21 protein-coding genes are annotated in these 20,975 nt (G+C 64.5%); 14 read left to right on the forward strand and 7 right to left on the reverse strand.

Annotated features, from left to right (window positions below; translation table 11 throughout):
• The first annotated feature begins 123 nt into the window (after positions 1 to 123).
• On the forward strand, positions 124 to 1,152 hold the full coding sequence (locus tag AC1DVR_RS07630) for a lysine-2,3-aminomutase-like protein (RefSeq protein ID WP_477999941.1): 1,029 nt from the start codon (positions 124 to 126) through the stop codon (positions 1,150 to 1,152).
• Between the two features lie 46 nt (positions 1,153 to 1,198).
• Positions 1,199 to 1,801, forward strand: a complete 603-nt coding sequence (locus tag AC1DVR_RS07635) for a LolA family protein (RefSeq protein WP_477999942.1) — start codon at positions 1,199 to 1,201, stop codon at positions 1,799 to 1,801.
• 24 nt (positions 1,802 to 1,825) lie between these two features.
• Here the strand turns inward: AC1DVR_RS07635 and AC1DVR_RS07640 are convergent, their stop codons facing one another.
• On the reverse strand, positions 1,826 to 2,407 hold the full coding sequence (locus AC1DVR_RS07640) for a transglycosylase SLT domain-containing protein (RefSeq protein ID WP_477999943.1): 582 nt from the start codon (positions 2,405 to 2,407) through the stop codon (positions 1,826 to 1,828).
• Positions 2,408 to 2,639: 232 nt separating this feature from the next.
• On the opposite strand from AC1DVR_RS07640, the gene hspQ reads away from it, so the two are divergent.
• The 9 genes from hspQ (at position 2,640) to AC1DVR_RS07685 (ending at position 10,130) form a co-directional block, all read left to right on the forward strand.
• Positions 2,640 to 2,966, forward strand: a complete 327-nt coding sequence (gene hspQ, locus AC1DVR_RS07645) for a heat shock protein HspQ (RefSeq protein ID WP_478000004.1) — start codon at positions 2,640 to 2,642, stop codon at positions 2,964 to 2,966.
• Between the two features lie 78 nt (positions 2,967 to 3,044).
• Entirely contained in the window at positions 3,045 to 3,380 is a 336-nt protein-coding gene (locus tag AC1DVR_RS07650; RefSeq protein ID WP_477999944.1) for an STAS domain-containing protein, read from the forward strand.
• On the forward strand, positions 3,370 to 3,840 hold the full coding sequence (locus tag AC1DVR_RS07655) for an ATP-binding protein (RefSeq protein WP_477999945.1): 471 nt from the start codon (positions 3,370 to 3,372) through the stop codon (positions 3,838 to 3,840). Before AC1DVR_RS07650 ends, AC1DVR_RS07655 begins: the two co-directional genes overlap by 11 nt.
• A 215-nt stretch (positions 3,841 to 4,055) precedes the next feature.
• Positions 4,056 to 5,627: a gamma-glutamyltransferase family protein gene (locus AC1DVR_RS07660; protein WP_477999946.1), complete on the forward strand. Its 1,572-nt coding sequence runs from the start codon at positions 4,056 to 4,058 to the stop codon at positions 5,625 to 5,627.
• A 1-nt stretch (position 5,628) separates the two neighbouring features.
• Positions 5,629 to 6,081: a GAF domain-containing protein gene (locus AC1DVR_RS07665; protein ID WP_477999947.1), complete on the forward strand. Its 453-nt coding sequence runs from the start codon at positions 5,629 to 5,631 to the stop codon at positions 6,079 to 6,081.
• Entirely contained in the window at positions 6,081 to 6,818 is a 738-nt protein-coding gene (locus AC1DVR_RS07670; protein ID WP_477999948.1) for a GFA family protein, read from the forward strand. Before AC1DVR_RS07665 ends, AC1DVR_RS07670 begins: the two co-directional genes overlap by 1 nt.
• Before the next feature lie 33 nt (positions 6,819 to 6,851).
• The gene (locus AC1DVR_RS07675; protein ID WP_477999949.1) at positions 6,852 to 7,748 is read left to right on the forward strand and encodes a homocysteine S-methyltransferase family protein; all 897 of its coding nucleotides are present in this window, start codon (positions 6,852 to 6,854) and stop codon (positions 7,746 to 7,748) included.
• Positions 7,745 to 8,392, forward strand: coding sequence for an RluA family pseudouridine synthase (locus AC1DVR_RS07680; RefSeq protein ID WP_477999950.1), 648 nt, complete (start codon positions 7,745 to 7,747; stop codon positions 8,390 to 8,392). Before AC1DVR_RS07675 ends, AC1DVR_RS07680 begins: the two co-directional genes overlap by 4 nt.
• A gap of 112 nt (positions 8,393 to 8,504) precedes the next feature.
• Positions 8,505 to 10,130: an FMN-binding glutamate synthase family protein gene (locus tag AC1DVR_RS07685; RefSeq protein ID WP_477999951.1), complete on the forward strand. Its 1,626-nt coding sequence runs from the start codon at positions 8,505 to 8,507 to the stop codon at positions 10,128 to 10,130.
• On the opposite strand, the gene AC1DVR_RS07690 is transcribed toward AC1DVR_RS07685, so the two are convergent.
• From AC1DVR_RS07690 to AC1DVR_RS07700, 3 genes are all read right to left on the reverse strand, one after another.
• Positions 10,127 to 12,103: an oxidoreductase gene (locus AC1DVR_RS07690; RefSeq protein WP_477999952.1), complete on the reverse strand. Its 1,977-nt coding sequence runs from the start codon at positions 12,101 to 12,103 to the stop codon at positions 10,127 to 10,129. The two genes, AC1DVR_RS07685 and AC1DVR_RS07690, sit on opposite strands and share 4 nt — an antisense overlap.
• Positions 12,104 to 12,284: 181 nt before the next feature.
• Positions 12,285 to 13,007, reverse strand: coding sequence for a metallophosphoesterase family protein (locus AC1DVR_RS07695; RefSeq protein ID WP_477999953.1), 723 nt, complete (start codon positions 13,005 to 13,007; stop codon positions 12,285 to 12,287).
• The gene (locus AC1DVR_RS07700) at positions 13,004 to 14,455 is read right to left on the reverse strand and encodes an aldehyde dehydrogenase family protein (protein ID WP_477999954.1); all 1,452 of its coding nucleotides are present in this window, start codon (positions 14,453 to 14,455) and stop codon (positions 13,004 to 13,006) included. Before AC1DVR_RS07700 ends, AC1DVR_RS07695 begins: the two co-directional genes overlap by 4 nt.
• Positions 14,456 to 14,687: 232 nt before the next feature.
• Here AC1DVR_RS07700 and AC1DVR_RS07705 point away from each other — a divergent pair, with 232 nt between their 5' ends.
• Entirely contained in the window at positions 14,688 to 15,344 is a 657-nt protein-coding gene (locus tag AC1DVR_RS07705) for a peroxiredoxin (protein WP_478000005.1), read from the forward strand.
• Positions 15,345 to 15,383: 39 nt separating this feature from the next.
• Here AC1DVR_RS07705 and betI read toward each other — a convergent pair whose 3' ends face one another.
• Positions 15,384 to 15,992, reverse strand: coding sequence for a transcriptional regulator BetI (betI, locus tag AC1DVR_RS07710; protein WP_477999955.1), 609 nt, complete (start codon positions 15,990 to 15,992; stop codon positions 15,384 to 15,386).
• Positions 15,993 to 16,099: 107 nt separating this feature from the next.
• On the opposite strand from betI, the gene choX reads away from it, so the two are divergent.
• Entirely contained in the window at positions 16,100 to 17,032 is a 933-nt protein-coding gene (gene choX, locus AC1DVR_RS07715) for a choline ABC transporter substrate-binding protein (RefSeq protein WP_477999956.1), read from the forward strand.
• On the forward strand, positions 17,032 to 18,036 hold the full coding sequence (locus AC1DVR_RS07720) for an alcohol dehydrogenase catalytic domain-containing protein (protein ID WP_477999957.1): 1,005 nt from the start codon (positions 17,032 to 17,034) through the stop codon (positions 18,034 to 18,036). The genes choX and AC1DVR_RS07720 overlap by 1 nt, the downstream gene beginning before the upstream one ends.
• 24 nt (positions 18,037 to 18,060) lie before the next feature.
• Here AC1DVR_RS07720 and AC1DVR_RS07725 read toward each other — a convergent pair whose 3' ends face one another.
• Positions 18,061 to 19,365 carry a CorA family divalent cation transporter gene (locus tag AC1DVR_RS07725; protein WP_477999958.1) on the reverse strand — a complete coding sequence of 435 codons (1,305 nt, stop codon included), beginning with the start codon at positions 19,363 to 19,365 and terminating at the stop codon, positions 18,061 to 18,063.
• Positions 19,366 to 19,449: 84 nt separating this feature from the next.
• A complete protein-coding gene (locus AC1DVR_RS07730) occupies positions 19,450 to 20,748 on the reverse strand; it encodes a D-amino acid dehydrogenase (RefSeq protein ID WP_477999959.1) in 1,299 nt (432 codons plus the stop codon).
• Positions 20,749 to 20,975 lie beyond the last annotated feature (227 nt).

Raw genomic sequence — 20,975 nt, forward strand, 5'->3', positions numbered from 1 at the left:
CCCCGCAACCCAAGCGCAAACCTCGGGCCTTGCCATTCTTCGCCCAAAGCGCGATAGGCAGGGCCCTGTTGTGGTCGGCAAAGCCACCGCCAACCCCTTGCTTTATTGGATGCGTGAACGCCCATGGCCGTGACCTCCCTGCCCGATCTTGTGGCCGCAGGCCTGACCTCCGCCGCCGAGGCCGAGGGGCTTGGCCCCGTGGTGGACCAGTTCCGCCTGCGCATCACGCCCGAGATGGCCCAGGCCGAGCCCGGCGTGGCGCGCCAGTTCGTGCCCAGCCTGAACGAGCTTTTGATCCGCGCCGAGGAGCTCGCCGACCCGATCGGCGACCGGGTGCATGAACCGGCCCCCGGTGTCACCCACCGTTACCCGGACCGGGTGATCCTGCATGCAACACAAACCTGCGAAGTCTACTGCCGCTTCTGCTTTCGCCGCGAGACGGTGGGATCGGAAGGCCACCTGCCCGAGGAAGATCTGCAAAAGGCGCTCGACTATATCGCCGCCACCCCGGCGATCTGGGAGGTGATCCTGACCGGCGGCGACCCGATGGTCCTGTCGCCGCGCCGCCTGAAAAGCCTGATCGACCGGCTTTCAGCCATCCCCCATGTCGAGGTGGTACGCTTTCACACAAGGGTGCCGGTGGTGGCGCCCGACCGCATCTCGCCCGAACTGATCGCGGCCCTGCAGACCCGTCCGGCGGTCTATGTGGTCGTCCACACCAACCACCCGGCAGAGCTGACGCCCGCCGCCTGCGCCGCTCTGGCCCGGCTCTCCGGCGCGGGCATTCCGCTTTTGTCGCAGACCGTGCTGCTGAAGGGCGTGAATGACCGGGTTGAGGTGCTGGAGGCGCTGTTCCGCGGCCTGATCCGCAACCGGGTGAAGCCCTACTACCTGCACCACGCCGACCTCGCCAAGGGCACCAGCCATTTCCGAACCACCATCGCCGAGGGTCAGGCCCTGATGGCGGCCCTGCGCGGACAGATCTCGGGGATTTGCCTGCCGACCTATGTGCTGGATATTCCCGGCGGTCATGGCAAGGTGCCGATCGGCCCCTCTTATCTTGCAGAGGGCGACGGCGCGCTGGAGGTGACCGACCCCAACGGTGGGCGCCATCTTTACAGTGACCAGATCGGCAGCCTCTCGCCCAATTGAAGGCCGCAGGGCTGGAGAACCGGCCCGAAGGCCCTATATTAGGGCCATGAAAATGCTTCGTGCCGCATGTTTGGCCCCGCTCGCCCTTTGTTTTGGCCTTTCCGCTCAGGCGGCCGAGGTGCCCCTGTCGGAGCTCTCGACCTATATCAACAGCCTGACTACGGCTGAGGCGCGGTTCGTGCAGACCAATGCCGATGGATCGACCGCCAAGGGCCGCATCGTGATCATGCGGCCGGGCCGGGCGCGCTTTGAATACGACCCGCCGAACAAGAGCCTGGTGCTGGCCGCGGCCGGTTCGGTGGCGATTTTCGACGCGAAATCCAACCAGCCGCCCGAGCAATACCCCTTGGAGCGCACGCCCCTGAACCTGATCCTCGCCCCCAAGGTCAATCTTTCGGCGGCGAAAATGGTGGTCGGGCATAGCGAGGTCAACGGCAAGACCCATATCGTGGCGCAGGACCCCAAACACCCCGATTACGGCACGATCGAGCTGATCTTCACCGAAAACCCGGTGGCCCTGACGCAGTGGATCATCACCGACGACATCGGCAACAAGACCTCGGTCGCGCTGGACTCGCTGCAGGTCGGCGGCACCTATCCGGGCAGCCTGTTCTCGATCACCGCCCAGACCAACAAGAACGAACGCTAACCGCGGCCAAAGGCTCAGACCTGCCTAACGCAGGCAGGTCTGCAGTTGATCGTGGTACATGGCGGCGCGCAGGCCGACGCGCTGCGCCACGCTGACCAGCCAGGACTTGGCCTTGTAGCTCTGGTTGGCAAAGCCGTTGCGCCCCTCGTGATAGGCGAGGTACTGGCTTTCGGCATCGGTCTTGGACAGGCCCAGCTTGCGCGTCGTCCCGTCGATATACCAACCCATGAAATCGGTCGCATCGCGGATGTTGTCGCGGCGCGCGCCCATGCGGTGCTCTTCCTTGCGGTAGTCGTCCCAGGTGCTGTCCAGCGCCTGCGCGTAGCCATAGGCCGAGCTTTGCCGCCCGAGGGGAATCACCCCCAGCGCATATTGGTGCGGCGTGCGGGCATTGCCGATGAACTTCGATTCCTGATGCAGAATCGCCATCTGCACCGAGATCGGAACCCCCCATTTCCTTTGGGTGACTTTCATGGCCGCAAGATATTGCGGACGTTGGTGAATGACAGAACAGGCGTCATCCAAATGGCGCGGCGCCGAAAAGTTGCCGCCCCCACAGGAGGCGAGAAACAGCAACAGGATCGACGCACGGAGAGTTCTGCTCATCTGCCCCTCATGCGTTCGTATTATTTTTTTCAACGATACGGGAAAATCGTCGCAACTCCAATGGGCAAGCTTCACCAACCATCAGGAAATACGCGCGGTTTCCCCCCTGTGCCGGGCAGGAAACCGCCGACTGTAGGGGCAAAGGCCACAGTTTGTTTCCCTCTGTATCGGGCAGATCTGTGGACAGCGCCGCCCCGCAGGATTAGTAAAATCGGATTGGGGGTACGACATGATGCTGAGAACGGCCGCGAAATATCACATCGGGCAGGTGTTGCGTCATCGCAAGCACCCGTTCCGTGGCGTGGTGTTCGACGTGGACGCGATGTTTTCCAACACCGAGGAATGGTACGAAAACATCCCCGAAGAGGCGCGTCCTTCGAAAAACCAGCCCTTCTACCACCTTCTGGCAGAGAATGACCAAAGCTACTATGTGGCCTATGTCTCTGAACAGAACCTGGTCCCGGATGAAACCGGCCAGCCGGTGAGCCATCCGGATCTGCCCGACCTGTTCGGCGATTTCACCGATGGGCGCTATCCGCTGCAGTTTCAACTGAACTGACCGCAGCCCGAAGCCGCGCTTACCGATAGGTAACTTCTTCCCGTTATCCTGCCTGCAGGTATCAGGAAGGAACGTGCGATGAATCTCACAACGGAACATATGGGCGAGATCATCGTGATCCGCGTGATGGATGACCGGATCGACGCCGCAAGTGCCATCAAGTTCAAGGAACTCATGCGCGAAATCGTCTCGACCCCAAGCTCGCGAGTGGTCTTGGACATGTCCAACGTGGGTTTTCTGGACAGTTCGGGCCTCGGGGCGGTGGTGGCCGTGATGAAGGCGCTTGGCCCGATCCGCCGGCTGGAACTCTCTGGCCTGACCGCCACCGTCGAAAAGGTGTTCCGCCTGACCCGGATGGATTCGGTCTTCATCATCCACAAATCCCTGCCTGAAGGGTTGCGGCATGCAGGCTGAGACCGCCCCAGGCGGGATCTTGTGCTTCATTCCGCCTGACCGCGCCCATCTGGTTCTGCCCGCCACGGTTCTGGGCGTGCGCCAGGCCCTGCGCGACCTGATGACCTGCGCTCTGGTCCAGGATTGCAGCCGCGAAGACATGGGCACGGCCGAACTGGTGGTGGCAGAGGCGCTGAACAATGTCGTCGAACACGCCTATGCCCGCTATCCCGGCACGATCGAGGTCGATATCCGGCGCCGGCGCGATCAGCTGCTTGTCCACATATCGGACCGCGGCCTGCCTATGCCGGGGGCCGAACCGCCCCTGGCCAAGGCGCCCGAACTCGGCGCCTTTGATGACCTGCCGGAGGGCGGCTTTGGCTGGTTCCTGATTCGCAACCTGGTGGAGGATCTGGCCTACCACCGCGAGGGCGACCGCAACCTTTTGAGCTTTCGCGTCAAGCTGGACAATGCGGCCTGAAACCGCAGACTGTTTCCAATCTTTTTGATCTGACACTGAAACGCCCAGATCTCCACCCATTTTCGCCGGACCCGCGCGGCAGGCTGGGGCTGTAGCTGCATAAAGCTTCCCTCGGCGTTACGGACCATTGCCCCCACCCAGTTCGCAGCGCCGAGGCACCTCCCCCCTTTCGCTTCGGCCCAATGCGCCCTAGGCTCGCCCAAAAGAGGTGAGCCATGCGCGACTTTCAGTTCCCAGGACGTTCCGCCGTTTATGCCGCTAATGGCATCTGCGCGACGTCACATCCCCTTGCAGCGCAGGCCGCGGTCGAGGTGTTGAAATCCGGCGGCAATGCCGTGGATGCCGCCATTGCGGGGGCCGTTCTTCTGGGAATCTGCGAGCCGCAGATGACCGGGATCGGCGGCGACTGCTTTGTGCTTCTGAAGCCTGCCGGTGAAGAGCGGGTGCTGACCCTCAACGGTTCGGGCCGCGCGCCGACTGCCGCCACCGCCGCCGCCCTGCGGGATCAGGGCCACAAGGTGGTTCCCGTCCGCGGGGTCGAGGCCGTGACCCTGCCGGGTGCGATGGATGCCTTCTGCACCCTTTCCGCCGATTGGGGGCGCAAGGGTCTGGCCGACAGTCTGGCCCCCGCGATCCGCTATGCCGAGGAAGGCGTGCCGGTCGCCCCGCGCGTCGCCTTCGACTGGGCCGATGACGGCCCCTTCCTGCAAGGCCGCGCCCGCGATTTCTACCTGCCGGGCGGCACCCCGCTCAAGACCGGCGCGATCTTCAAATCGCCGCAACAGGCCGAGGTGCTGCGCCGGATGGCCGCGCAGGGCCGCGCCGGGTTCTACGAGGGCGAGGTCGCCGAAGACATGATCGCCTCGCTGCGCGCGATGGGCGGGCTGCACACGCTGGAAGACCTCGCCGCGACCAAGGCCACCTGGGGCGAGCCCGTCTCGGGCACCTATGGCGACGTCACCCTGCTGGAACACCCGCCGAATGGCCAGGGTGCGACGGCGATCCTTCTGCTCAACATCCTGAAACACTTCGACATTGCGTCGATGGACCCCTTCGGCGCCCCCCGCGCCCATATCGAGGCCGAGGCTTCGAAGCTGGCCTATGACGCGCGCAACCGCTTCATCGCCGAACACAGCCCGCGCCTCGACTACATGCTGGCGCCCGAGACGGCGGCCCGGCTCGCCGCGCTGATCGACCCCAGACGCGCCGCCCCGACGCCGCATCCGATGGCCGAGGCCGTGCACCGCGACACGATCTATATCACCGTGGTCGACCGCGACCGGATGGCCGTGTCGCTGATCTATTCGATCTACTTCGGCTTTGGCGCCGGCCTCGCCTCGGACAAGTTCGGCATCCTCTACCAGAACCGCGGCGCGGGCTTTACCCTGGCCGAGGGGCACCCGAACGAACTCGCCGGGGGCAAGCGCCCGATGCACACGATCATCCCCGCAATGCTGAAGCGCAACGACCGGGTGATCATGCCCTTTGGCGTGATGGGCGGCGCCTATCAGCCCGCCGGCCACGCGCGCTTTGTTTCCAACATGATCGACTTCGGCATGGATGGTCAGGCCGCCGTCGACGGCCCGCGCAGCTTCTCCTGGGTCGATGGCATGCAGGTCGAGCGCGGCTATTCCGACGCCGTGCGCGCCGAACTGGCGCAAATGGGCCATGAGGTGTCGATCCCGCGCGATCCCCTCGGCGGCGCGCAGAACATCCTGTTGGACGACAGCGGCATCCTGATCGGGGCTTCGGACCCGCGCAAGGATGGCTGTGCCCTGGGGTACTAAGATGAACCGCGCCGAAATCTCCGCCAGCATCCTCGCCCTGACCGAGGGCGAGACCGACGCCGTGGCCCTGATGGCCACGGTCGCGGGCGAACTGCACCACCACCACGATTTTGCCGACTGGACCGGGTTTTACCGCGTGGTGGCACCCGAGCTTCTGAAGATCGGCCCCTATCAGGGCGGCCACGGCTGCCTTGTGATCCCCTTCTCGCGCGGGGTTTGCGGGGCTGCGGCGCGCACCGGCCAGATCCAGAACGTCCCCGATGTCGAGGCTTTTCCGGGCCATATCGCCTGCGCCGCCTCGACCCGGTCGGAACTGGTCCTGCCGGTCTGGAATGGTGCGGGGCGGCTTCTGGGCGTCTTGGACATCGACAGCGACACACCGGCCGCCTTCACCGCCGAGGATGAGGAATGGCTCGTCCCCCTCCTCGCGCAAGTTTTTGAAAAGGCCGAGTGATGGAGGGGTCGTGCCTCTGCGGCGCGGTGCGGTTCCGCGCCGTTCCGCCGCTGCGGCAGGTGATCGCCTGCCACTGCACGCAATGCCGCAAAAGCTCCGGCCATTACTGGGCCGCGACCGCCGTGCCGATGGCGCGGTTCCACCTGACTGAAGATGCGGGCCTGCGCTGGTTCCGCTCCTCCCCCACGGCGGAGCGCGGCTTTTGCGCCGGCTGCGGCGCCAGCCTGTTCTGGAAACCAACGGGCGAGGACCGCATCTCGATCGCCGCCGGTGCCCTTGATGGCCAGACCGGGCTGAGCATCGAAAGCCATTGGCATCAAGAGGATGCGGGCGATTACTACACCTCCCCCGCCCCGGCCGAGGCGCTGACAGGCAGCTGCCTCTGCGGCGCCAACCACTTCACCCTCGCCGGCCCGATGGGCGAGGTCACGGCCTGCCACTGCAGCCAATGCCGCAAGCTCTCCGGCCATTTCGCGGCCTCTTTCGATGCCGAGGAATCCGCCCTGCGCTGGCACTCCCACCTCATCCGCGAATTCGCCACCCCCGGCGGCGGCCAGCGCGGCTTTTGCCCCAGCTGCGGGTCGAGCCTGTATTTCCGCCTGGGTGACGACTTCTCGATCGAGGCGGGCTGCATCGCCAACCCGACCGGCGGGCGCCTCAGCGGCCACTTCTTCACCGCCGACAAGGGCGATTACTACGCGATCAGCGACGGCCTTCCGCAAGCGCCCGGGGCCTGATAACACGCGGCATTCGCGGTATCGGAGGCGACGATGGCAGAGATCATCCTACTTGACGGCGGCATGGGCCAGGAACTGGTGGCGCGTTCGGGCGACGAGCCGACGCCGCTTTGGGCCACCCGCGTGATGATCGACCACCCCGGTCTGGTGCGCGAGATCCACGACGATTATTTCGCCGCAGGGGCCTCGGTCGCCACGACCAACACCTACAACATCCTGCACGACCGGCTGGAGGGCGTCGGCCTCGACAACCTCTACCACGCCCTGCACCTGCGCGCCCTGATGGAGGCGCATGAGGCGCGTGCGGCGGCCGGGCGCGGGATGATTGCAGGCTCGATGGGGCCGCTGGGGGAAAGCTACCGCCCGGACCTGACCCCGGAAGTGTCTGTTTCCGCACCGCTTTATGCCGAAAAGGCGCGGATCCTGGCGCCGCATGTCGATGTGATCCTGCTGGAGACCATGTCCTCGCTCGACCTCGCCCGCGGGGCGCTTCAAGGGGCGCAGGCGGCGGGGCTGCCCGTCTGGCTTTCGGTCTCGGTCCATGACCGCGACGGCAGCCGCCTGCGCTCGGGCGAGCCGATCGAAGGGCTGCGCGCCCTGATCGCCGAACACCCGACCGCCGCTGTTCTGGCCAATTGTTCGATGCCCGAGGCGATGCTGGATGCTTTGCGCGTGCTCTCCACCATGGGCCTGCCCTTCGGCGCCTATGCCAACGGCTTTTCCGAGATTTCCTCGCTGCCCCTGCCCGAGGGCGGCGGCGCGCCGGATTACACCCACCGCCACGACCTGACGCCTGAGAAATACGCCGATTTCGCAATGACTTGGGTCGATATCGGCGCCACCATCGTCGGCGGTTGCTGCGAGGTGGGTCCCGCCCATATCCGCCATCTCGCCGCCCGGCTCAAATCTGCCGGCCACAACATCGCATGAAGGATTTCGACTACAACCCGCCGGATGTGCCGCTGTCGATCCTCCATGAGGACCGCGCGATTCTGGTGGTGGACAAGCCGCCGGGCCTTCTGTCGGTGCCCGGCAAGCTGGAGGGCCGCGAGGATTGTCTGGAAACCCGCCTGCGCCGCGCCTATCCCGGCACGCTGCTGGTGCACCGGCTGGATTGCGACACCTCCGGCGTGATGATCTTTGCCCGCAACAAGGCCGCGCAGGGCTTTCTGGGGCAGGAGTTTGAACAGCGCCGCGCGAAAAAGACCTATATTGCAAGGATTTCGGGCGTTCTGTCGCCCGCGACCGGCCGCGTCGATCTGCCCATCGGGGTCGATTGGCCGAACCGGCCGCGCCAGATGGTCGACCCGGTCAAGGGCCGCGCGGCGGTGACGGATTGGGAGGTCCTGACCCAGTCCGAAGACGAAACCCGCGTCCGCCTCTCTCCCCTGACCGGGCGCAGCCACCAGTTGCGGGTCCATATGCTGGCGCTCGGCCATCCGATCCTCGGCGATCCGATCTATGCGGAGACGCCCGAGGCCCATCCGCGCCTGATGCTCCATGCCGAGACGCTGGCACTGCACCATCCCGACACCGGGGAATGGGTCAGCTTCACCGCGCCCTGCCCCTTCTGACCCCTCCGGTCGCGAATCATCACAAGCTGTTTTCCGGACCTTCATCGTTCTGTGCTATGACGGGACGAAAGCAGGAAAGCGCCCGCCCGGCGCCCAGGAGAAGAACCGCGCCATGACACCCAAGACTTTGTTTGAAGTCAGATTTCTGCCGCTGACCGCCGCCGCGATCCTTGCCCTTGTCTTCACCCTTCTGGCCATCGCCTTCCCGGCGGAACGTTTTTTGAACGTGCCGCTGGTGATGCTCTGTTTGGCGATTCTGGCGCTTGGCGCGCATGACCTGACCCAGACGCGCCACGCCATCCTGCGCAATTACCCGGTTGCGGCGCATCTGCGCTTCATGCTGGAACATATCCGGCCCGAGATGCGGCAGTATTTCTTCGAGGGCGACAAGGACGGCGCCCCCTTTCCGCGCGACAAGCGGGCCATCGTTTATCAGCGCGCCAAGAAAGAGCTCGACAAGCGGCCCTTCGGCACGATGTTCAACGTCTATGAGGAGCAGTACGAATGGCTACACCATTCGATCGCGCCCAAGGCCGCAGCCCCCCTGGAGGCGATGCGCGTGCTGATCGGGCCAGAGACGAAAGCGCCCTATGCGGCCTCGCTCCTGAACATTTCTGCGATGAGTTACGGGGCCTTGTCGGCCAATGCGATCCGCGCGCTGAACAAGGGCGCGCAGCGGGGCGGCTTCTTTCACGACACCGGCGAGGGCGGCGTTTCGCCCTATCACCGCGAGTTCGGCGGCGATCTGGTGTGGGAACTCGGCTCGGGCTATTTCGGCGCCAGGGGCAAGGACGGCAGCTTCGACCCGCACCGCTTTGCCGAGGCGGCCGCCGATCCGCAGATCAAGATGGTGGAGCTGAAGCTGAGCCAGGGTGCCAAGCCCGGTCATGGCGGCGTCTTGCCTGCGGCGAAGGTGACGCAAGAGATCTCGCTGATCCGCGGCGTGCCCATGGGCGAGGATTGTGTTTCGCCCGCCAGCCATTCGGCCTTCTCGACCCCGGCGGGCTTGCTGCATTTCGTGGCCTCCATGCGCGAGATGTCGGGCGGCAAACCGGCCGGCTTCAAGCTTTGCATCGGCCATCGGTGGGAGTTCATGGCGATCTGCAAGGCGATGCTCGCCACCGGAATTACCCCTGATTTCATCGTGATAGACGGGAAAGAGGGCGGCACCGGCGCAGCCCCTCTGGAGTTCATGGACCATGTCGGCATGCCCCTGCGCGACGGTCTGAGCTTTGCCCATAACGCGCTGGTGGGCGTCGGTCTGCGCGACAAGATCCGCATCGGCGCCTCGGGCAAGATCACTTCGGCGTTTGATATGGCCAAGATCCTGGCCCTGGGGGCGGACTGGTGCAACGCGGCGCGCGGCTTCATGTTTGCGGTCGGCTGCATTCAGGCGCAGTCCTGCCACACCGGCATGTGCCCGACGGGCGTGACCTCGCAGGACCCCTTGCGCCAGCGGGCGATCGATGTGCCCGACAAGGCCGAGCGCGTGGCGAATTTTCACCGCAACACGCTGCATGCCCTGACCGAACTGGTCGCCGCCGCCGGCCTGTCGCACCCCTGCGAGCTGAAGCCGCATCACCTGATGCGGCGCGCGGCCTCTGACACGGTGATCTCTTTTGCCCAGCAATATGAGATACTTGCGCCGGGTCAGCTCTTGTCCGACCCAGCGGCCTCGCCGCAGTTCCGCGAGGCTTGGGCGCAGTCCAGCCCCGACACCTTCAGCCTGATCAGCTAAAGCCCAAGCGCCAGCTTCCGCCCCTCGTGGAAGGCATAGGCGGCGAGACGGGGTGCCGTGCAATCGCCGATCCGGTGCACCTCTTTCCCCGGGAAGGTTTCGGGGAAAGGATCGAAGGCGCAGTTGGTCGTGGACATGACAAGGGCGGAGGCGGGTAGGGTTTCCTCCTTCCCTGTCAACAGGTTACGCACCGTCACCCCATTGCCGTGCCAGCGGCTGAGGCAGTGTTCGGTCTTGAACTCCACCCCCAATTGCGCGAGCCGCCGGCGGGTAGCACCATCGGCGGCGGTGCGGGCGATTTCCTTGCCGACGAAGGGTTCAGGGGTGACGATGATCACCTTCCTGCCCTGTTCGGCCATGGCCCAGGCGGTGCCGACGCCGCGCCAGTTGGACCCCTCGTCATAGATCACCACGCTATCGCCCAACCGCGCCTCGCGCCGCAGGACGGCTTCAGGCGACCAGACGCCACCAAGCTCGATGCCCGGCAGGCTTTCGAGCTGCGGCACCCAGCGTTGAAATCCGGTCTCGTCCGGCAGCGACCCAGTGGCAAGCACCACCACATCCGCCGGATGCGCCGCGATTTCGTCGGCGTCGAGATAGGTGTTCAGCCGCAATGTGACGCCCAGCTTGGTGAACTGGCCTTCGTACCAATCCATCAGAGAAAGGATCTGCGCCCGCCGCGGCTGCATCCCCGCCAGACGGAACTGCCCGCCAACCTGCGGCAAAGCCTCAACGATTTCAACGGCATGCCCCCTTTCTGCCGCCGCACGGGCGGCCTCCAACCCGGCGGGACCGGCGCCTACGACCAGAACCGAACGCTTTTGCGCGGCGGCCGTGAACCGGTCGCCGCCCCATTCAAACTCACGCCCCGCCGAGGGGTTGATCAGGCAGGAAATCCAGTAATCCCGGCTGCGCCGCCCCCAGCACATCTGGTTGCAGGAGATGCAGCCGCGGATATCCTCGACCCGCCCTTCGGTGGTTTTGCGCGCCAGATGCGGATCGGCGATCTGCCCCCGCACGATGGAGACAAGATCGGCTTCACCACTGGCCAGGATCGTTTCAGCATTCTCCGGTGTTCTGATTCCCGCTTCCGAGGTTATGACAGCGTGTTTAACAATTCCTTTCAACTGCGCGGTCAGCGGGGTGGAAAGCTTTTCGCCATGGGTGAAAGGCGGGATGATGCCTTCGAAATCGAGATAGCTTCCGTAGCCGCAGGTCACATAGTCCACATGGCCGGTCGCGTCGTGCAAGCCTATGATTTCACACATTTCCGCGTCGGACAGCATGACCGGATAGGTCGGCGAATAGCTGATGGCGAGGCCGATGATGAAATCCTCGCCACAGGTCTTGCGGATGCGCTCGATCAGGGTTCGGGAAAACCGGGTGCGGTTTTCCAAGGACCCGCCCCAGCGGTCGCTGCGCTTGTTGCTCCACGGCGTCCAGAACTGATCGAGCAGGGAATGGTAGGCGGCCCAGACCTCAACCCCCTGGAATCCCGACAGTTTTGAGCGGAGCGCCGCCGCGGCATGGGCGTCGAGCAGCTCTTCGATCTCGGCCTCGGTCATGGCATGGGAGCCGTCGCTGTCGTGATAGCTGGGCTGGCCCGAGGGCGACCAATGCGGCGCGAAGCTGAGGTCGGAATCGCCATGCGCGCCGACGTGGTATTGCTGCTGCAGGATCACGGCGCCCGCAGCCTTGACCGCCTCGGTGATCTTGCGGAAATGCGGGATCACCTCATCGGAGGAATGCAAGTAATTTCCGCGGGTTAGCACGCCCGTCCGGTGCACGGGCACCGGTTCGGAGACGATCATTCCCGCCCCGCCCAGGGCGCGTTCCAGAAGATAGCCTTCGACCCTTGGGCCCGGAATACCCATGTCGGACATGTTGGCGGTATGGGCGCCAAAGACGATGCGGTTGCGCAACGTATGGCCGCGCAGGGTAAGGGGCGACAGAAGATGGCGGTGTTGCGACATGTGGGCCTCATGCGTTTCCGGCATGGGACCGCGAATCGACACATGTGTCAAGTTTTCTGATGCGGCAAGAATGCCGGGACGCCGTGTCTTCCCGCCGTCTTGCTTCCGTCTTGCTTTTGTCTTCACAAAATTCCGCACTGAAAGCCACAGCGGGCGATCCTAAGTGCGCCAACGCACAGGGTCAGGCGGCCCATCCCGTGCTCAAAGCTGCCACCCAATCGGGGAAATCGGCAGCGCGGGCGATGGAATCGCGGCGGTCATAGGGGATCAGGCGCTGGGTCACGGACCAGCCATGCGGCCCCCTGTCCAACAGCGCATAGGCGGCATGCGGGGCGCCGGCGCTGATCGCATAGGGCGAAGGCGCATCGCTGTCGGCAAAGCCGGGGCAGCCTACCGAGCCGGGGTTCAGGATCAGCCGACCATCGGGCAGGGTCACGGCGCGGGCGATATGGGTGTGACCGCAGAGCAGAACCTCGGCCGCGATGCCTGCGGCATGGGCCGCAATCTGGGACAGGGGGGCGCGGTGCAAGGTGCCGTGCTGCAGCTCCTCCAGCCAGAAGGTGTTGTCGTCCTTTGGCGTGGCATGGCAGAGGAAGACCTCCGCCACCTGCGCGGTGGGGGCCAGAGTGGCGAGCCACTCCAGCGCCTTGGCCGGCATATGGGGGGCCGCCGCCGCGTCCCAGTTGTCGTAGGTGCGGTCCACCAGCGCCCTGTCGTGATTGCCGCGCACGGTGAGGGCGGCAAGCTCCTCCAGAAGGTCGGCGGTGCGGGCCACGTCAAGCGGGCCCGAGAAGCAGTCGCCGAGGTTCACGGTCAGATCGGGCGATTGATGGCGCAGGTCCGCCATTACCGCTGCCAGGGCATCGGCATTGCCATGGATGTCCGACAGGACCGCAAGCCTCATTCGGCGGCCTGCGTCACGTCCCAGCCGGAGATGGCCTTGGATTCGAGGAACTCCTCCAGCCCCCAGATGCCGCCCTCGCGCGCGCGGCCCGAGGCTTTGACGCCACCGAAGAAGGCCCCTGCCCCGCGCGAGCGGCCATTGGTCTGCACCATCCCCGCCTTCAGTGCCAAGGCCATCCGGTTGCGTTTCGCGCCGTCGCGGGTTTGTACATAATCGGTTAAGCCATAGGGCGTATCGTTGGCGAGACGGACCGCCTCCGCCTCGGTATCGAAAGGAATCATGCACAGAACAGGCCCGAAAATCTCCTCACGCTCGATGGTCATGCCGGGTTTGACATCGGCAAAGACGGTCGGCTTCACATAGAAACCACGGTTCTTGTCCTCGGGCAGGCCGGGGCCGCCGGCGACCAGGCGCGCGCCTTCGTCGATGCCCTTCTGGATATAGCCCTGGATCTGATCCCACTGGCGCTTGTTGACCACCGGGCCGATATGGTTGCCGGGCAGATGGGCGCTGTCCACCTTGATCGAGGCGGCAACCTCGGCCGCGATGGTCACTGCGCGGTCATAGGCGGGACGCTCGACGAACATCCGCGAGGGCGCGTTGCAGGACTGGCCGGAGTTGTCCATCATCAGCCGCACGCCGCGCTCGACGGCTTTGTCATCGGCATCGGCGAAGATCACGTTGGCGCCCTTGCCGCCAAGCTCCAGCGTCACCCGCTTCAGCGTGTCGGCGGCGGCCTTGGAGATGGCTTTGCCGGCACGGGTCGAGCCGGTGAAAGAGATCATCTCGACATCGGGATGGGTCGACAATTGGGCGCCCACACCCATGCCGTCGCCGTTGACCAGGTTGAAGACGCCGGGCGGCAGGCCCGCATCATGGCAGAACTCGGCGAAGATCATCGCGTTGAGGGGGGATTCCTCGGAGGGTTTCAGCACGCAGGTGCAGCCGGCGAGGATGGCGGGAATCGCCTTCAGCGCGATCTGGTTCATCGGCCAGTTCCACGGCGTGATGAGGCCGACGACGCCGATCGGTTCAAGCGCGATCATCGTGTCAGGCGCATGGGGGCCGAGCGGGCGGAGCCATTCCAGCGCATCGAAGGCGGTCAGGAAATTGGTCAGGTGCCAGGGCAGGCAAGGCGCCTGCTGTTCGCGGGAATGGTCGATGGGGGAGCCCATCTCCATCGACATGGCCCCAGCCAGGTCTTCAACGCGCTTTTCGTAATGCTCGAGGATGCGGACCACGGCAGCCCGGCGCTCGGCCGGCGGGGTGGCGGCCCAGAGCGGGAAAGCGGCCTTGGCGGCGGCCACGGCGGCATCGGTATCGGCCTGCGACCCGAGCGAGATCACAGCACAGGGTTCCTCCGTCGAAGGGTCGATCACCGGGCAATCGCGCGGGGTGGCGGGGGCAACCCAGGCCCCGTTGATGTAGAACTCGCGGCGGATGATCATGGCAGGCTCCTGTGAAAGACGCCTGATCGTGGCATTCCCGGCCGGGGTCGGCAAGCATTCCGGCGTCATTTTTGATCAAATTCCGACCAATTTGGCCTGCGGGAAGATCACCCGCGCCGGAGGGATTTGGCGGAACAGCAGACTTTCTTGGGGCGAGGGCGCCGGAGGGGGATGAAATTTCGTTCCGATTTGGATATGTGCTAGGCATCAGAAGCCATTCATGAGGATGACCATGGGCCTTCGCATCAACGACATCGCTCCCGATTTCACCGCCAATTCGACCGCCGGGGAAATCAGGTTCCACGACTGGCTGGACGGCCATTACGGAATCATCTTCAGCCACCCGCGCGACTTCACCCCGGTCTGCACGACCGAGTTCGGTGCCGTCTCGCAATTGGTGCCCGAGTTCAAGAAGCGCGGCACGAAGGTGCTGGGCGTGTCGGTCGATTCGGTGCAGGACCATGAGAAGTGGAAGCGCGACATCGAGGCTTTCGGCGGCGCGCCGGCCGATTTCCCGATCATCGACGACACCAGCCTGACTGTCGCCAAGGCCTATGACATGCTGCCGGCCGAGTTTTACCTGCCGACCGAAGGCCGCACCCCGGCGCATTCGGCGACCGTGCGGACCGTGTACATCATCGGCAAGGACAAGAAGATCAAGCTGACCATGACCTATCCGATGTCGGTGGGCCGGAATTTCGCAGAAATTCTGCGGGCGCTGGATGCGGTGCAGCTGACCGATGGCGTGCCGCTGGCGACCCCGGCGAACTGGGAAGTGGGCCAGGATGTCATCGTGGCGCTGGCGCTGAACAACGAACAGGCGACCGAGAAATACGGCGCCCTCGACATCAAGCTGCCCTATCTGCGTTTTGCCAAGGCCCCGAAGTAAGGGCGCGATTTTGCGCAGAAAAATCGGGGTCCCCGGGGGTCAGGGCTGTTGCAGTCCCTGCCGCTCGGGGCCCGTCAGAAGCGCGTCGGTGACATCAAGCACCAGATCGGTGGCGGTGGCGATGCTCAGATCCTCACCGGTGGCGCGGCGCAGCCAGAGCCCGTCGATCATCGCGCCGAGCGACAGGGCCAGCTGGTCGAATCGGCCCTGCGTGACCAGCCCGGCGAAGACCGAGGCGAGATTCGACTTCAACCGCCGGTAAAACACCCGCTGCAGCCGCGCGTAACGCGGGTTGGTGGCGGAAGCGGCACAGACCGAAAGCCAGGCATTCGCGATGTTCGGCTCGAACAGCCCGGTCGGGAAGTTGCCCCTTATGATCGCCTCCAGCCGGCCCCGCCTTGTGGTTGCGAGTTGCAGGCCCTTGACGACCTCCTCCATCAAAAGCCGGTTGTTCAGCCGCACCATAGCGAAGAGGACGTCCTCTTTACCCTTGAAATAATAGGACAATATCCCCGGCGACATGCCGGCCTCCTCGCAGATGCGCTTGGTGGTCATCCCCCCAAGCCCATGCTGCATGAAGACGCGGTGCGCGGCCTCGATCAGTTCCTTGCGGCGCAGGTCTTCTATTCTGGTGCGGGTTCGGCTCATGGTTTTCTATAGCAGTTCAAAATTTTGTATGCACATACAAAAATTTATATTGACGCATAAATTCACCGGGCGCAGGCTTGCCCAAAATCAACACTGGGGAGTGGATCATGCGGAACAAGCTTGCGGGATGGGTGACGGCGGTTGCGGTTGTGGCGGCATCGGCGGCCTTTGCCGATGCCGAAAGCTGCAAGGCGGTGCGGATGTCGGACCTTGGCTGGACGGATATCGGCCTGACCAACGCCACCGCGATGACGGTGCTTTCCGCTCTGGGCTACACGCCCAGTCAGAACCTGCTCGCCTTGGACGTGACCTTTGTTTCGATGCAGCGCGGCGATATCGACATTTTCCAGGGCAACTGGCGCCCGTTTCAGGACGAGCAATACAAGCAGTTCTTCGATGACGGCTCGGTCACCCGGCTGGGGATGAACCTGGAAGGCGCGAAATACACCCTCGCCGTGCCGAAATATGTCGCCGATGCCGGCGTTGCGAGCTTTGACGATCTGGCGGCGCATGGCGCGGAGTTCGGCAAGAAGATCTACGCGATCGAACCGGGATCGAACCAGCCCTTGCTGGATATGGTCGCGGCCAACCGGCATGGGCTTGGGGATTGGACCGTGGTCGAAAGCTCGGAAGCCGGGATGCTGGCGCAGGTTGACCGGGCCGAGGCGAAGAAGGAATGGATCGTCTTCCTCGGCTGGCAGCCGCATCCGATGAACGTGACGCATCAGATCAGCTATCTCTCGGGCGGCGATATGGAGTTTGGTCCGAACTATGGCGGGGCGACCGTCTATACCATCGCGCGGCGCGGCTATGCCGAGGCCTGCCCGAATGTGGCCAAGCTTTTCGCGCAGATGAAATACGACATCGACTTTGAAAACACCGGGATGCAGATGGTGACCGGCGACGGGAAAGAGTTCACCGATGCCGCCAAGGAGATGCTGGTCCAGCGGCCGGAACTGCTCGACGCCTGGTTGAAGGATGTGACCACGCTGGACGGCAAACCCGCCCTGCCCGCTGTCAAAGCCGCTTTGGGGATGTGATGAGGGCCGCAATTCTTGACGGCTACGGCCAGCCTTTGCGGCTGGTCGATTTGCCCATGCCGGTGCCCGGCCCGGGTGAAATTCTGATCCGGCTGGAGGCGAGCGGGGTTTGCCACTCGGACGTGCATATCTGGAAGGGCGAAACGCGGCCCGCTGCGGCGCCGGACCCGTTTATCCTTGGCCATGAAGGGGTTGGTGTGGTCGAGGCCTTGGGCCCCGGTGTCACCGACTGGCAACTTGGCGATCGGGCCGGGGCGGCCTGGATCCATGACACCTGCGGGATTTGCGATCTGTGCCGGTCGGGGCACGAAAGCTTCTGCGCCGCCCAGCGCGCGCATGGCTTCAACGTGCCGGGGACCTTTGCCGAATATGTCGTGGCCAAGGCCGCCTTCGCTGTGCGGGTGCCGGAGGGTGGGGCGGCGGCGCTTGCGCCCCTTATGTGCGCCGGGCTGACCGCCTTTGGCGCGGTGGAGCGGGCGCAGGTCGCGCATGGCGAGACCTGTGCGATCTTCGGCTGCGGCGGTCTGGGGCTTTACGCGATCCAGATCGCGGCGCGGCGCGGGGCGCGGGTGGTGGCGGTGGACTCTGATCCGGCCAAGCTGGACCTTGCCCGCAGGATGGGGGCTTCGGAGGTGGTGCTTGCCACGCCGGCGCTGGCCGAGGGCTGGCCCGAAGCCTTGCGCGCCCATGCCACAATCAACTTTGCCCCCACGCCGCGCAGCTGGCCCGCGATGCAGGCGGCGACACGGCCTCTGGGCCGGATCGTGGCGGCGGCGATGGTGTCGGAACCGGTGCCGCTCAGCCAGGAATGGCTGACCTGGACCGGGATCACCATCACCGGCACCAGCGTCGGCAGCCGCAGCCAGATGGTGGAGATGATGCAGGAGCACGCCCGCCAACCCTTTGAAAGCGCTGTCGTAAAGATCCGGCTTCAGGACGTGTCGGAGGCTTTGGCCGCCCTCGCAAACGGTCGGGCGCGGATGCGCTACTGCGTCGAGTTCTGAAACCCAGGACGCCGGGACGGGGGCCTACTTCCCCTCGGCCCGGCGCGCCTTTTTCTGATCGACACGGCGCACGATGCGATAGGTGAACCAGCCGAGAAGCCCCGAGCCTACCGCGAAGGCCGAATAGGACAAGGGCCAGGGAATCCCGTCGGTCACCCGCGAAAACTCGGACATGCCGCCCATGCCGGCCAGGATGTTCATCGGCAAAAACACGAGGCTCAGCATGGTCAGCTGGGTCACGCGGCGGTTCTGGTTGATGTTGATGAAACCGATGGTCGCATCCATCAGGAAGTTGATCTTGTCGAACAGAAAGGCCGTGTGGCTGTTCAGGCTTTCGATGTTGCGCAGCACCTGTTTGGCGTCCTGCGTGATGTCCTTGGCCAGAACCCGCGACTGCATCAGGAAGACGATGGCGCGCTGGGTGTCCATGATATTGGCGCGGATACGGCCGTTCAGATCCTCTTCCTCGGCGATGTCGGCGAGGACGGAGGCGGCCTCTTCGTCGGTCATGGTTTCCGACAGGACATGTTTGCCGACGCGGCTGAGGGTCTTGTAGATATCCTCAAGACTGTCGGCGGAATATTCCACGTCCGAGCCGTAGAGGTTCAGGAGAAGGTCGAAGCAGTCGCTGGCATAGCCCGGCACCGTCTCGGCCCGGCGGCGTTGCAGGCGGAAGACCGGAAGATCCTCGTTGCGCAGCGAAAACAGGATATCCTTGTGCAGGATGAAGGCCACCGGGATCGAGCGGCTTTTGCCGCCGCGGTCCAAGAGGAAGTTGGAATGCAGGTTCAGGGCGCCGTTTTCATCGACATGGAAGCGGTTGGAGACCTCCAGATCGGTGGCATCGCCGGGGTCCTGCAGGTCGAGCCCGTAAAACTCGCCGATATAGGCGCGCTGTGCGGAGGAGGCGTTCAGAAGGTCGATCCAAACCGGCTTCTTGCCCTCCAGATCCTTGCGGGCCTTGATCGGGTTTTGCTTGATCCGCCCGCCGTTGAGTTCAAAGACCGTGACCTTGGTTTCGGCCAGACGCGGGCCGGCCACCTCTTCCAGCCGGTCGCGGAGTTCGTCGGACACTTCCCACAGCACATCGGTCGAACGGCCGGCCGGCACGCGCGGCCACAGCATCGCGGCCTCGTCTTCGGGCAAAGCCTCAAGGATTTCAACGATGTCGGCCACGGCCAGCTTGGCCATGAAGTTTTCCAGCTCGCCCAGATGCTGGCGTTCGACGACGCTTTCGACCAAGCCCTGATGCGGGGCGCTTTGCCCTTTGACCAGACCCTCGACCAGCTTCTGCTTGCGGAGGAGTTCGCGCACGGCATCGAGATACATGGCCACTCCGTCCCGGTTTCAGGCATGGTTCAACAGGGCCGGGGCGGTCCTGTCAAGCCGGGATGGCGCGAAAAGAGCGGGCTTTCAGGCGGCCTTGGCGTTCAGCGGCACCGAGGCCGGCGCAGGCTTGCGGCCATAGCGTGCGATGCCGAGATCGGAGGTGTCGATCTGCGGCGCACGACCCGAGACGAGGTCGGCCAGAACCTGGCCCGAGCCCGTGGACATGGTCCAGCCCAAGGTGCCATGCCCGGTGTTGAGCCAGAGGTTGCTGTAGGGCGTGGTGCCGATGATCGGCGTGCCGTCGGGGGTCATCGGGCGCAGACCGCTCCAGAACAGGGCCTTGGACTGGTCGCCCGCGCCGCCGAAGAGGTCCTCGACCGAATGGGTCAGGGTTTCCTGCCGGCGCTTGGACAGCGTGTTGTCGAAGCCCGAAATCTCCGCCATGCCGCCGACGCGGATCCGGTCGCCCAGACGGGTGATCGCGATCTTGTAGGTCTCGTCCATCACGGTCGAGACCGGGGCCTTCTCGGCGTCGACGATTGGCACGGTGATCGAATAGCCCTTCACCGGATAGACCGGCAGCTTCATCCCCAAGGGTTTGGCCAGCGCGGGCGAATAAGACCCCAGCGCCAGAACATAGGCATCCGCCGTCACCCGGCCTTCCGAGGTTTCGACCCCGGTGATCTTGCCGCCCTGGCTTTCCAGTTTCTTGATCGACACGCCATAGCGGAAGGTCACGCCCGCCGCCGCGCACATCTCGGCCAAGCGGTTGGTGAACTTGAAGCAATCGCCGGTCTCGTCCCCCGGCAGGCGCAGGCCGCCGGCAATCTTGTGCAGCGAGGTGGCAAGGCCCGGCTCGGCGGCCACGCATTCGGCGGGGGTCAGGACCTCGAACGGGACGCCATCAGCCTTGAGGACCGCGATATCCTTGTAGGCGGCATCGACCTGCTTTTGCGTGCGGAACAGTTGCAGCGTGCCTTGCGTGCGTTCGTCATAGGTGATGCCGGTGGAGGCGCGCAGGTCGCGCAGGCAGTCGCGCGAATATTCCGCCAGCCGCACCATCCGGCTTTTGTTGACCGCATAGGCCGCCGAGGTGCAGTTGCCCAGCATCCGGATGATCCAGTCGAGCCGCGCCACGTCGATCTTCGGCTGCAGGATCAGGGGGGCGTGGTGCATGAAGAGCCATTTCATCGCCTTCATCGGGATGCCGGGGGCGGCCCAGGGCGAGGCATAGCCGGGCGAAATCTCACCCGCATTGGCAAAGGAGGTTTCCAGCGCCGGGCCAGGCTGACGGTCGATCACCGTCACCTCATGGCCGGCTTGTGTCAGATACCAGGCCGAGGTCACGCCGATCACGCCAGCTCCCAGAATAACCACGCGCATGAAACTCTCCTGTCTTGGGGTTGGTTCAATATAGGGCAAAGTCGCTGACGCTTCTTTGCGAAGATCGGCGCGGCGGGCGGGGATGTGTGAAGTTTATCCCGCCCTTTTCATCATTCTTCGAAGGATTTCCTGCAGGCTTTTCGCCATGCCGGATATTTGTGCGTTTTGAAAACTTTGACCAGCCGCGAGGCGACTCGGTCTAGACTGCGATCATTGCATCAAGAGGA

The sequence above is a fragment of the Rhodobacter sp. P2_H5 genome (genome assembly GCF_056403335.1).